The 12,125-nt window shown below is 38.1% G+C and carries 9 protein-coding genes and 1 pseudogene; 8 read left to right on the forward strand and 2 right to left on the reverse strand.

The features are described from left to right. Positions 1 to 2 precede the first annotated feature (2 nt). Entirely contained in the window at positions 3 to 770 is a 768-nt protein-coding gene (locus JNUCC41_RS18545) for an IclR family transcriptional regulator (protein ID WP_192204269.1), read from the reverse strand. 645 nt (positions 771 to 1,415) lie between these two features. On the opposite strand from JNUCC41_RS18545, the gene JNUCC41_RS18550 reads away from it, so the two are divergent. From JNUCC41_RS18550 to JNUCC41_RS27355, 8 genes and pseudogenes are all read left to right on the forward strand, one after another. Next, entirely contained in the window at positions 1,416 to 3,404 is a 1,989-nt protein-coding gene (locus JNUCC41_RS18550) for a YjhG/YagF family D-xylonate dehydratase (protein WP_192204270.1), read from the forward strand. A gap of 277 nt (positions 3,405 to 3,681) precedes the next feature. Beyond that, positions 3,682 to 5,133 (forward strand): GntP family permease, encoded by a 1,452-nt coding sequence (locus JNUCC41_RS18555; RefSeq protein WP_192204271.1) that lies wholly within the window; start codon positions 3,682 to 3,684, stop codon positions 5,131 to 5,133. A 770-nt stretch (positions 5,134 to 5,903) separates the two neighbouring features. Then, positions 5,904 to 7,382 carry a spore germination protein gene (locus JNUCC41_RS18560; RefSeq protein ID WP_192204272.1) on the forward strand — a complete coding sequence of 493 codons (1,479 nt, stop codon included), beginning with the start codon at positions 5,904 to 5,906 and terminating at the stop codon, positions 7,380 to 7,382. Between the two features lie 20 nt (positions 7,383 to 7,402). Next, complete coding sequence (locus tag JNUCC41_RS18565; protein WP_192204273.1) at positions 7,403 to 8,497, forward strand: GerAB/ArcD/ProY family transporter; 1,095 nt, start codon at positions 7,403 to 7,405, stop codon at positions 8,495 to 8,497. After that, positions 8,494 to 9,570: a Ger(x)C family spore germination protein gene (locus tag JNUCC41_RS18570; RefSeq protein WP_192204274.1), complete on the forward strand. Its 1,077-nt coding sequence runs from the start codon at positions 8,494 to 8,496 to the stop codon at positions 9,568 to 9,570. Before JNUCC41_RS18565 ends, JNUCC41_RS18570 begins: the two co-directional genes overlap by 4 nt. A gap of 562 nt (positions 9,571 to 10,132) precedes the next feature. Next, a complete protein-coding gene (locus JNUCC41_RS18575; protein WP_192204275.1) occupies positions 10,133 to 10,360 on the forward strand; it encodes a helix-turn-helix domain-containing protein in 228 nt (75 codons plus the stop codon). 75 nt (positions 10,361 to 10,435) lie between these two features. Then, on the forward strand, positions 10,436 to 10,723 hold the full coding sequence (locus tag JNUCC41_RS27350) for an IS3 family transposase (RefSeq protein WP_192204276.1): 288 nt from the start codon (positions 10,436 to 10,438) through the stop codon (positions 10,721 to 10,723). 376 nt (positions 10,724 to 11,099) lie between these two features. Continuing rightward, positions 11,100 to 11,192 (forward strand): annotated as a pseudogene (locus JNUCC41_RS27355) (IS3 family transposase); the annotation flags it as partial. A gap of 172 nt (positions 11,193 to 11,364) precedes the next feature. Here the strand turns inward: JNUCC41_RS27355 and JNUCC41_RS18590 are convergent. After that, positions 11,365 to 12,081 carry a 3-ketoacyl-ACP reductase gene (locus tag JNUCC41_RS18590; RefSeq protein WP_063593819.1) on the reverse strand — a complete coding sequence of 239 codons (717 nt, stop codon included), beginning with the start codon at positions 12,079 to 12,081 and terminating at the stop codon, positions 11,365 to 11,367. Between the last annotated feature and the right edge of the window lie 44 nt (positions 12,082 to 12,125).

Consider the following 12,125-nt stretch of genomic DNA (forward strand, 5'->3'; position numbering starts at 1 on the left):
CTCTATGAAATTGGTATCCCATTTCCCATTTGTTCTGATAATTGGAAAGCTGCCTGTTTCAGTTGTTCAATAAAAATGTCTAGCTGAGCCTCATCTATACGAGCTATAAGTGTAGAAAGGCTAATAGCGGCAACAACTTTGTTCTCATGATTTCGAATGGGTGCTGCAATACATCGAACACCTGGCTCGTTTTCCTGATTATCAACTGCGTACCCTTGAGATTGAACTTGTTGAAGCTCACGCAAAAATTCAGATTCACCTGAAATGGTAGATTCAGTTTGTTTAAAATAGACATATCCATTTAGAATTTTTTTAATTTCTTCTTGATCTTTAAAAGCTATTAAAGCTTTACCAACAGCGGAGCAGTGAAGTGGGATTCGTTTCCCTATTTTTGAATAAAGAATAACAGCCATAGGACCTTCAACTTTATCAATATAAACTCCCTCTTTGCCGTCTAGTATAACCAAGTGGGCAGTCTGTCCGGTTTTTACCGATAAATCCATTAAGAATTTTTTTGATAACTCTCTAACGTCTAAAGACTGAATGACATAGTTTCCTCTTTCAAAGAGCTTCATTCCCAATCCATATTTCCCATTCTCAGGATTTTGACTGATATAGCCATGAATTAAAAGCGTTTTCAATAAAGAATGAACAGTGCTTTTGTGAAGTCCTAACTGATTACTTATATCTGTTATTTTCAATTCTGCTGTATGTTCGTCAAACAAATCAAGAATACGAATAGCACGATCTACTGATTGAATAACAGGCATGAATTTCACCTACTTGTTTTAAATTATAAAATCCGTTTTTACTATTACAAACATTCTTACAATTCAAATATAATACTAGTTTTTTTAAAATGTCAAGAAACATATAAATACATGGATATCTTTTGTCCAAAGATAAATTATAAAGAATTTATTTATCATTCTCATTCTACAAAGCGAAGTTATTAAGTCATACAATTATCTACGTAAGATTTATAGGAGTTAATATCTTGTACAAAAACTAGTATTTTTTTAGAATTATACCCTCTGTTTAGATTCCTTACGTAGATATAAGTAAAATATAGAGGTTTCTTGTATATAACATGAAATCCTACTCTAAAATTGGCTTTGGAAAGTTGATTGACTTTTCAGAAAAAATATGATTATTTTAAATGGCAACCAAAGTTCAATATAGATAAACTCAGTTTTATAATATAAAACTATAGGAGGGATTTTTATAGTGAGTATTCAAAGATAAACAGTCCTAAAAATATTCAATATTTCAGATGATAAAAATTGAAATAGCAATAAGCAAGCATGATAGTAATTGCTATAAATTCAGGTCAAAAATTAGCAGTTAATTATGTGAGCAACATAATTATATTTCTTTTTTTGAAATAAAAAAATCTTATTAACGGAGGAATACATATGTCATTGCAATCGATATTTGGCGAAGAGGATGTATCTTTTTACAAAGTTCAAACTCATTCAAAAGGGGCAGATGGTTCACTCCCACTTACATCAGAAATGTTGCTAGATTCACCAAGTGGTGACCTTTTTGGATTATCCCAAAATGTTGGAATGGGATGGGCACCTTCAAACCTCCTTGGAAAACAAGTTCTAATCCTCGGTACTCAAGGTGGAATTAGGAATCATGATGGTACTCCCATTGCATTAGGCTATCATACTGGCCATTGGGAAATAGGTTTATTAATGAAGGCGTCAGCTGAAGAGATTAGTAGACAAGGAGGGGTTCCTTTTGCAGGATTCGTAAGTGATCCATGTGATGGTCGTTCTCAAGGAACTACCGGTATGTTTGATTCCCTTCCTTTTCGAAACGATGCAGCTATAGTTTATCGAAGATTAATTCGATCATTGCCTACGCGTCGTGCAATTATTGGGGTAGCTACGTGTGATAAGGGTCTTCCAGCAATGATGGTAGCTCTAGCGTCAATGCACAACTTGCCAACTATCATTGTCCCTGGAGGTGTTACTCTTCCACCTACAAATGGAGAAGACGCAGGAAAGATTCAAACAATAGGGGCAAGATACGCAAACAACGAAATTACTTTACAAGAAGCTGCTGATCTCGGATGTCGTGCTTGTGCTACACCGGGAGGAGGATGTCAATTTCTTGGTACAGCTGGCACCTCCCAAGTAGTTGCTGAAGCCATTGGAATGGCCTTACCTCATTCGGCACTAGCACCTTCAGGTCAGCCAATATGGATGGAGATGGCTAGGCAATCAGCACGTGCAGCTTTAGAGTTGGAGAAGAAAAAGATATATACCAAAGATATTATTACGGATAAAGCGATAGAAAATGCTATGGTGATTCACGCAGCTTTCGGAGGTTCAACAAATTTATTACTTCATATCCCAGCAATTGCTCATGCAGCTAATTGTAAGATACCCACTGTTGAAGATTGGACTAGAATCAATAAGAAAGTTCCTCGCTTAGTCGATGTACTACCAAATGGTCCTGTTGGTCACACAACCGTTAAGGTATTCCTAGCAGGTGGGGTTCCAGAGGTTATGCTTCATCTAAGAAAATTAGGTGTCTTGCATGAAGATGTACTAACCGTTACCGGAGAAACCCTTGGTGCAAACCTCGATTGGTGGGAAAAATCAGAAAGACGTACAATGATGAAAAAGCAATTGTTGGAAATCGATGGAATTAATCCTGATGATATTATCATGGATCCAGTCAAAGCAAAAGAAAAAGGTCTAACTTCTACTGTTACATTCCCGAAAGGAAATATTGCTCCTGAAGGATCAGTAATAAAATCAACCTCCATTGATTCATCTGTAGTAGGAGAAGACGGAGTGTATCGACATACAGGAAAAGCTAAAGTCTTCACTTCAGAAAAGACAGCTATAAAAGCTATTAAAACAGGGGGCATTGAAGCAGGAGATATAATGGTTGTTATGGGCGGTGGTCCTTCAGGAACCGGGATGGAGGAAACATATCAACTAACATCGGCTTTAAAACATTTGTCTTTTGGCAAACATGTCTCCCTGATTACAGATGCGCGTTTTTCGGGTGTTTCTACTGGCGCATGCATTGGACATATTGGACCTGAGGCATTGGCTGGGGGAGCAATTGGGAAATTGCGTGATGGAGACGTTATTGAAATCATTGTTGATCGCAATCAGTTAGTGGGTTCCGTTAATTTTGTTGGAACTGAGAATGAAAGACTTTCTTTAGAAAAGGCAACTAAAGTCTTGAATGAACGTGACCTTCATCCAGACCTCAAACCGGATCCTGGTCTTCCAGATGATACTCGTTTATGGGCTGCGCTTCAATCAGTAAGTGGAGGAACCTGGCGCGGAAATATCTATGATACAGATCGAATTATTGAAGTTCTAAATGCGGGAGTAAAAGCATTAGGTGAAGAAAAAACACTAGTTCAAAATTAATCTATAATTGTACAACTTTAAAGCACATTTATGACCTTACTTTTTAAACTTAATCGTTTATTCTCCCATTTTATTAAATAGTAGTGCACGCTAAATTTTGTAATTGCTTCAAATGAAAGCGATTACTATATTTCGTTTTTTCAAATATCTACACTTTATGACTAGTAAACAAAATAGCATAAGCATCCTAGAGTTACTTACTAATTAAAATATAGGTTCGGTATTTTTGTGAGTTGAGCAAATAGAAATATTTTAATTATTTTTTTGGAGGTTTATTATGCCATTACTTATCGTAGCGATTGGGATTATCCTGTTGCTAATTTTGATTACTGGATTCAAATTAAATACATTTGTTTCATTAATTATTGTATCTTTTATTGTATCTTTAGCACTAGGAATGCCACTTGAAAATGTTGTTGCATCAATTGAAGGTGGATTAGGAGGTACACTTGGTCATATAGCTTTAATATTTGGACTTGGTGCAATGCTTGGTAGGTTAATTGCTGATGCAGGGGGGGCCCAGCGTATTGCAATGACCTTAATTAATAAATTTGGAGAAAAAAGAATTCAGTGGGCTGTTGTAGTTGCTTCGTTTATTGTGGGCATAGCACTATTTTTCGAAGTAGGGTTAGTTTTATTAATTCCAATTGTATTTTCAATTGCGAAAGAATTAAGAGTTTCTATTTTGCACCTAGGTATTCCTATGGCTGCAGCCTTATTAGCAACTCATAGTTTCTTACCCCCACATCCAGGGCCAACAGTAATAGCTGGTGAATATGGTGCAGATATTGGATTAGTTTTACTTTACGGTATTATTGTCGCAATACCAACCGTCATTATAGCAGGCCCTCTATATACTAAGCTGGCTAAAAAAGTTGTACCTGATGCATTCAACAAAACAGGTAATATAGCTTCTTTAGGAGAACAAAAAACATTCCAGCTTGAAGAAACACCAGCTTTCGGTATAAGTGTATTGACTGCAATGTTCCCCGTTTTATTAATGGCTATATCTACAATTGTTGATATGATTCAAAAATCAATTGGATTTGAAGGGAATACATTATTAGAAATTGTTCGTCTTATAGGAAACCCTTCGTCTGCAATGTTAATATCTTTATTGCTTGCATTCTATACAATGGGAATAGCAAGAAATACTCCAATAAAAGAAGTGATGGATTCTTGTACGTCATCAATTGCTGCAATTGGTATGATGCTATTAATTATTGGAGGTGGGGGTGCTTTCAAGCAAGTACTAATTGATGGTGGTGTTGGGGATTATGTAGCAGAATTATTTACAGGAACTTCGATGTCACCTATCATACTTGCTTGGTTAGTTGCTGCGATTTTACGGATATCTTTAGGATCAGCCACAGTTGCAGCTATGTCCACTGCAGGATTAGTTATTCCAATGTTGGCTCAATACGATGCAAACTTAGCCTTAGTAACTCTTGCAACTGGAGCAGGCAGCTCTATTTGCTCGCATGTTAATGATGCAGGATTTTGGATGATTAAAGAATATTTTGGGTTAAGCATGAAGGAAACATTTTCAACATGGACAATACTTTCCACTATTACTTCTGTAGCAGGATTAGGGTTTATTTTATTATTAGATGCATCCTTAATTATCTCGGGAGCAGTAATAATTCTTATTAGTTTAGTAGCAATATATCTCAGTATGTTTGACCGATCTAAGGATAAAAGAAACGCTTTGGGGGATATAAAGGCATAAAACCTTCTGGAAAACTGGGGAGGGTTTGAGACCAGTGATACAGTCTATTTAATTAAGAAAGGGAAGTTGATAACCTACGATAATAATGTAAGATGGGGGAGGAAATGCTCGTAGTGATTGAAGAACAGCGAAATAAATTTATAAAGCTCGTCCAATAAGATCTGCTCGATGAACAATTTCCGGGAGATTTACATAAGAGTAGTTTTTTCGAGGCCTTCATTGTGAGGGCTTTTTTTGTTGCAAATAAAACGCTCAATTCTAGGAATTTTGGACGAAATGAGCGTAATAGGGCGCATATTCGGAATAAGGATTAGCGTCCTTTTTTGCATGAAGGGGCAGATTATTGAATAACACTGGGTTATATTTATGTGAAAAACGTAATCCCGCTTCCCCGTTTTTTTGATAGTTTTCTAATACAAATAAGGAATGCTTAGTTTAATGGGCCTTTTTGAAAATTATTAAAGAAAAAAGGGGGCTTTTAAACAGCCCCATGGATTGGAAAAGGTATTAATTTTGATATTTCCATTTAGGTCCAACCTTTTTGGCTGATTTAGCTGCATGATGAAGGGCAGCATGGGACGAAGTCGTTGAGCCATCAAATGCTACTAAGATTAAAATACATATCTTCCTTTCATGTGTAGTTTACCTAGGCAACTCGCCCTTATTGTTATTCAACATTGAGAAGTGTATAAGTTTTGTTTGCTATACCCATATTAAAATTATTGAATTACTTTTCCCTAGAGTAATATCAAAGGGAGGTTAAATTTCCAATGCGGAAAACAGATTCAGCTTTTCAAAAAAGCGAGCTTGCCAAGCTTTTAACAGCGTGCGGAGAGTCATCAGACTTTCTTACTTTCAGGCTTCATGAAAACTCTCCCTTTTTCATTGCCTATTTTAAAACTTTAGTTAAACAAGAGATTATTCACCACGATATTCTCCCTGCAGTTAAAGAAGGTGAGCTTTATACTTTAGGAGAAATAAAAGAAAAGCTATCAATCGAGGATCTTTCAATTACGGACAATATACCGGATATTCAAGATAAATTAATGACCGGAAATTTGATTTTTTACAAGAAAGAAGGGCAGCCTGTCTGCCTGCCAGTTCCGGCACTAGCCGTCGAAAAGCGGCAAGTAGCTAGTCCGGAAACGGAATACTCAGTGGTTGGGCCGAAGGAAGCTTTTGTTGAATCACTCGATACAAATTTAAATCTTGTGCGTAAACGCCTGCCGATTCTCGAGCTGCAGGTAAAAGAACTGATGGTCGGAAAGTTATCAAAAACCCGGGTCGCGGTCGTCTACGTGAATGGAATCGCTGACCCGGAAAACGTGAATACGGTCATCCAGCGGATTCAAGGGATTGAATACGATGAAGTTGCCGACAGTTCGTTTCTCAGCCAAATGATCACCGATAATAAAAACTCGCCATTCCCACAGTTACTTGACACAGAGAGGCCTGATCGGCTTGCCGCAGTACTAGCTGAAGGGAAAGTTGCCATCTTTTCGGACGGATCGCCCACAGCGATATCAGGTCCCGTATCATTAGTTACATATTTCGCGGCATTTGAAGACTATCTTTCCATTTGGAATGTCGCATCCGCTTTCCGGCTTCTCCGGCTCTTTTCGGTTATTTTCTCTGTTTTAGCCTCATCTACTTATGTAGCCGTTTTAACTTATCATTATGAAATGATCCCCCGGGATGTCCTGAGCTTGCTGATTACATCAAGGGGCAGTATTCCGTTTCCACCCTTTTTGGAAGCTATTCTTCTTGAATTGGCGATTGAGCTTTTGCGGGAGGCAGGCGCTCGGCTGCCGACAAAGATTGGCCAAACGATTGGGATTGTAGGCGGAATTGTGCTCGGAACAGCAGCTGTTCAAGCAGGTTTGACAAGTAATGTACTTCTTATTGTCGTGGCCACAGGCGCGCTTGCTTCTTTCACTACGCCAATTTACCAGCTCAGCAACGCGATCCGCTTGATTCGCTTTCCATTTATCCTGCTTGCCCAGCTGCTAGGCCTTGTTGGAGTCGCCGTCTGCTTTGCTTTTCTTATGTCTCATTTATTAAAGCTGACTTCTCTCGGTCGTCCTTTTCTTGAGCCGATCTATCCTTTGCGCGTGGAGGATTTCAAAGACTCTATTATTCGACTGCCGTTCAGTAAGCAAGCACTACGTCCCCTCCAAATAAGAGCAAAAGACCGTGTGAGATTTCAGCAGGAGGCTCCGCAAAAAAAAGAATGGGATATTGACGACTAATTTGCATATGGAGGTGCTGTATGCTGCCTTTACCGCCGGAGAGCCGGAAAGTCTCTCCTTTCTTTGTTTTTTATCTTATCGTCGCGGCGCAATTTGGCTTGAGCGTTTTCAGCTTTCAACGGTATATTGTTCAAGCCGTGGGCAATGATGCCTGGATTGCTGTTATTATCGCCGGTCTCTCGATTCACATTGTCTTGTGGATGATTTATCAAATATTAAATAAAGGATCGAATGATATTACTGTTATCCACAAGGAACTATTTGGGAAAGGGCTTGGAGGGCTCCTCAGTTTGGCTTTGATTGTTTATTTGCTGACTTTGGCCGTCTCTGTGTTCCGTAATTATATCGAATTGATTCAAGTCTGGATCTTTCCGCAATTGGAAACGTGGTATATGGCCCTGATTCTCTCTTCGCTCGTTTATGTATATGTAATCGGAGGCTTTAGAGTCGTTGTTGGGATTTGCATCCTCAGTTTCATCTTAACGACTCCTATATTTTTTATAATGTTAGAGTTCCCTTTACGGCACGTGAAGTTTTCTCATCTTTTGCCTATTTTGGATCATACCGCAGTTGAGTTCTTATCCGCCTCTAAAAAGATGACGTATAGTTTAACGGGATTTGAAACACTTTTTTTCTTTTATCCTTTTATAAAAAATGCTCCACGATCGCAAAAGTGGGTACATTATGGAGCGGCGTTCAGTACTTTTAGTTATTTAGTAATAATGGTTGTTTCCCTTATGTACTTTACTAAGGCTCAATTACTTGAGTCGATTTGGCCGACATTAACTTTTTGGAAAATTGCTGATTTTCCTTTTCTTGAAAGGTTTGAGTATATGGGGCTTTCCCTTTGGCTGTTTAACGTTCTTAATAGTGTTTGTTTGCTTATTTGGGCCGGCACAAGAGGACTGAAGCAGCTGTTTACAGTGAAGCAAAAACATAGCCTTATTGTAGTACTCATCATAACAGCTGTGGTGGCTGTTCTCCTGAAAAACCGTGAGCAGATCGAGCAGCTAAATACAATTTTAACCTTCGTGAGTTTTTACGTCATTTATGCCTACATTCCATTTCTCTTCTTTTATCAAATGATTAAAAGTAAAATGAGGCGAACGTCATGAAAAGGTACCTCTTTTGGAGCATTTTTACGCTCATCTTGCTGTTCAATTATTCCCTTGAAACAAAGATACTTGAAGATATCCAGCACGTTTCCGCCATTGGTTATGACTATGTGGATGGGGACCGGATGAAGGGAACAGCCGCCGCTCCTTTTTATCCTGCGGGGATGGATGTTAAGCCACTCAATGCCTTCTTTACGGCGGTCGGACATACCATTCTAGACATCTTACAAAAGCAGCAGATGGAGGCCCAAAGAAAGCTCGCCACGGGACGTTTGCAAAATTTTTTGATTAGTAAAGAGCTGGCAAAACACGGAGTATCCGAGCTTATTGATCCGCTTGGACGCTCTACAAATATTGGCAGAGATGTTTACATGGCGGTCGTCGACGGCAGTGTAGAGGAGCTGTTAACTTTTGAGTATCCTAATGCGCCGACATCTGCTGAATATCTTTCCGATTTCATGGAGAGAAATCTGAAGGATATTATTCCTCAGCCAACTGTTCATGCTTTCCTGAATCAATATGACGGGTTCGAACAAGATCCTTTTCTACCTATTATCGGGAAAAAAGACGATCATATTCAATATAAGGGTCTCGCTCTTTTTAAGGATGATCTCTACGTAGGAGAGCTTTCCAATAAGGACAGTTATGCATTTAAACTCTTTTACGAAAAGACTAAGACAGGCACATATGAAATAAGCTTCAAAAATAAAAAGTACATTGCTACTGAAAATATTCGGTCCAAAGTGAAATATAAAGTGTCCGGCAGCCAAGACAACCCGCGGGTGTCGGTTCATGTCTCGGTGATAGGAGAGGTTAAAGATTCTTCCAGAGTGTTGAAGAAAGGGATCACCATGAAAGAAGTGGAGCAGGAATGGAGCAAAGAGACGACGAAAAGGGCGGAAAAAATGATGAGAAAATTTCAGGAGCTAAAGATTGATCCGCTCGGAATCGGCGAAAAAGTCCGGAGCCATTTTCGGAACTTTGATAAAAAAGCATGGGAAGGCCACTACCCAACCGTTCCAGTTGAATTTGATATGAAGGTACGTATTGTGGACACCGGCATCACAGAATAGAGTGACGTCAAAAAAGGGAGCGACTCAAAAGGATCTAAAATCGTCCCATTGAGGCGCTCCTCTTTTTCCCTCACTTACAATTTAGTTCAAAATCATTTCCTTGGAATCGTTCATTGTTATACCGCCTAGTATATTATTTTTAGGTTCTTAATTGTTCAAATTTACTAAGAAGTTCTTTGTTATCAGCGATATGGCTTTTCCCTTAGTTTTCCCCTTGTTTTATTGTTTGATTTATCTGTAAATAAGTAAAATCCTAAGCACCTTCTATATAAATTTGATGCAAATCAAAAAACACAAAAATTGTCCATAAACTGGAGCTTGGGCAGCTGATCCAGCCCAGGGTAACATGATCAAACGTGCTCATAAGATAATATTGGCTATACCGGTTTATACTAAATAATTGGAAGGATAATGGAGGATGTTCAGCTTGTAGAAATTGGGCCATTTTAGGGTCTGAATTTGCAAGTTTTTTTGTGATCAAAAATAACAGATTAAGTTAATAGTTGGAGTTAGTATAGTTTCATGGACACATTTTAGTTAAGTCCTTACAATGATTTTGATTGTGTCAGTCTTGGAACGTAAGAATACAGGTGAAAAATATAATAATGAATTCAAGAAGACTATTGTAGATCTTTATCACTCGGGTAATTCGGTCAAAGAATTATGCGGCGAGTATGGCGATTCAGAAGACAATTATAAATGGATTAAAGAATTTACTCCAATCGGTTTAGTCCATGACTCCAAAGGAACTAGCCGCCAACGGGATATTGTTTCTTGTGTTCCTCAATAAACTCGGTAAGATCTGTTTCGGTTACTTTTTCCGAATATGGCCATAGTCTTTTTTAAGATTCATAAGATGTGTGAAATGCTAGAAATCCCAAGAAGCAGCCATTATCAGTCCCTCCAAATAGTCGTATCAAATCGCGAACAGGAAAACCAAGAACTCACGAAGGAAATTGATCTCATTTACCTGGAAAGCAAGGGACGATACGGGGCTCCAAAGATTCATGAAAGCTTATTAACCAAATGGTTTTCCCTAAGTCTAAAGCGTGTTCAACGCTTAATGAGCAAGTCGAGAATTCGTTCTATTACTAAGAAAAAATACCGTCCCATCCATCTAAAGAAAAGGTTATTCAATTGGATAATTTGTTAAAACAAGACTTCACTACTCAGACCATTAATGAGAAATGGGTAACTGACATTACATGTTTGATTTTTAATAGACAGAGACTTTTTCTATCCGCCATAAAAGACCTCTATAACAATGAAATCATTTCTTATCAAGTCAGCTGGAGAAACGACTTAAAACTTGTAATAGATAACAATAGAAAAAAAAACGGAATGTTTAAGGAACTCTACTACACCTCCCACTAATACAATAACCTATTTGAAAAAATATAAAATGCAATCCAGTATGTCAAGAAAGGGAAACTGCTGGGATAACGCTTGTATGGAGAATTTCATAAGTCATTTAAAATCGGAGTCTTTCTAAAAGAACTCTTTCGGTACCTCTAGAAGTTAGAGGTGCTGTAAGTATGTATATTCGATTCTATAACCATCATGGCTTCCAGAAAAAATTAAACAACCTGAGTCCATATCAATATAGAACTCAGGTTGCTTAATTGGTCTTTTTTATTTCTGTCTATTTGATTGGGGTCACTCCACAATACAGAGATCATCTTCTTTAGGCTGCCTAATCACTTTTTTTAAAATGTCCTTTACAAAGGGTACACTTTACAACTAGGTTCCCACTTCTTAACCAATATAGACAAGAAGGGTCGATCGCTTCTCAAATTAAGGATTAGTTGACCATAATCCTGAAGTCTTTACTAGGACTCTTGGATGAAGCTTTAACCCGGCTACGAGCAGCTCTGCTAAATCCTCTGATTGCATAACATTTTCAGGATTTCCACTAATAAGATTGGTTTCAATGGCCAAATCAGTTGCAACTGTACTTGGTGTTAAAGCCGTTACACGGATATTATGCTTTCTTACCTCTAGCATGAGTGATTCCGTTAGTCCTAAAACTGCAAATTTAGAAGCACTGTAAGCACTTGTAACAGGTGCTCCTTTTTGGCCCGCAGTTGAGGAGATATTCACAATATCTCCTGATTTTCTTTCAATCATATCAGGTAAAACGGCTCTTGTTACATTATATACACCCATCAAGTTTACTCGGATGATGTTTTCCCATTCTTCAGGAGTTAAATCAAGAAAACCGCCAAATTTAGCTATACCTGCATTGTTGATTAAAATATCAATAGAACCTAGGTCTGATTTGATGTGTTCGACAGCTTGATGAACTGCTTCAAGATCGGCTACATCTGCTGTTGCTGCTGAAACGTTCACATCATATTGCTCTAGTTCCGCGGTTACCTTTTCAAGATTTGACATCGTTAATCCAATCAATCCTAAATGAACTCCTTCTTTTGCTAAAGCAATCGCAGTAGCACGCCCGATTCCTCTGCCTGCCCCAGTAATTAAAGCAGTTTTTCCTTTTAATGAAATCATGCTATCATTCCTTTTTAAAAAATTTTAGAACAATTGTTATTAAT

The sequence above is a fragment of the Brevibacillus sp. JNUCC-41 genome, assembly GCF_014844095.1.
Lineage (GTDB): Bacteria > Bacillota > Bacilli > Bacillales > DSM-1321 > Peribacillus > Peribacillus aracenensis.

Bases quoted from the DNA above. Each gene is read 5' to 3' on its own strand.
- JNUCC41_RS18545 (WP_192204269.1), bottom strand. From the start codon at position 770: ATGCCTGTTATTCAATCAGTAGATCGTGCTATTCGTATTCTTGATTTG.
- JNUCC41_RS18550 (WP_192204270.1), top strand. From the start codon at position 1,416: ATGTCATTGCAATCGATATTTGGCGAAGAGGATGTATCTTTTTACAAA.
- JNUCC41_RS18555 (WP_192204271.1), top strand. From the start codon at position 3,682: ATGCCATTACTTATCGTAGCGATTGGGATTATCCTGTTGCTAATTTTG.
- JNUCC41_RS18560 (WP_192204272.1), top strand. From the start codon at position 5,904: ATGCGGAAAACAGATTCAGCTTTTCAAAAAAGCGAGCTTGCCAAGCTT.
- JNUCC41_RS18565 (WP_192204273.1), top strand. From the start codon at position 7,403: ATGCTGCCTTTACCGCCGGAGAGCCGGAAAGTCTCTCCTTTCTTTGTT.
- JNUCC41_RS18570 (WP_192204274.1), top strand. From the start codon at position 8,494: ATGAAAAGGTACCTCTTTTGGAGCATTTTTACGCTCATCTTGCTGTTC.
- JNUCC41_RS27350 (WP_192204276.1), top strand. From the start codon at position 10,436: ATGCTAGAAATCCCAAGAAGCAGCCATTATCAGTCCCTCCAAATAGTC.
- JNUCC41_RS18590 (WP_063593819.1), bottom strand. From the start codon at position 12,081: ATGATTTCATTAAAAGGAAAAACTGCTTTAATTACTGGGGCAGGCAGA.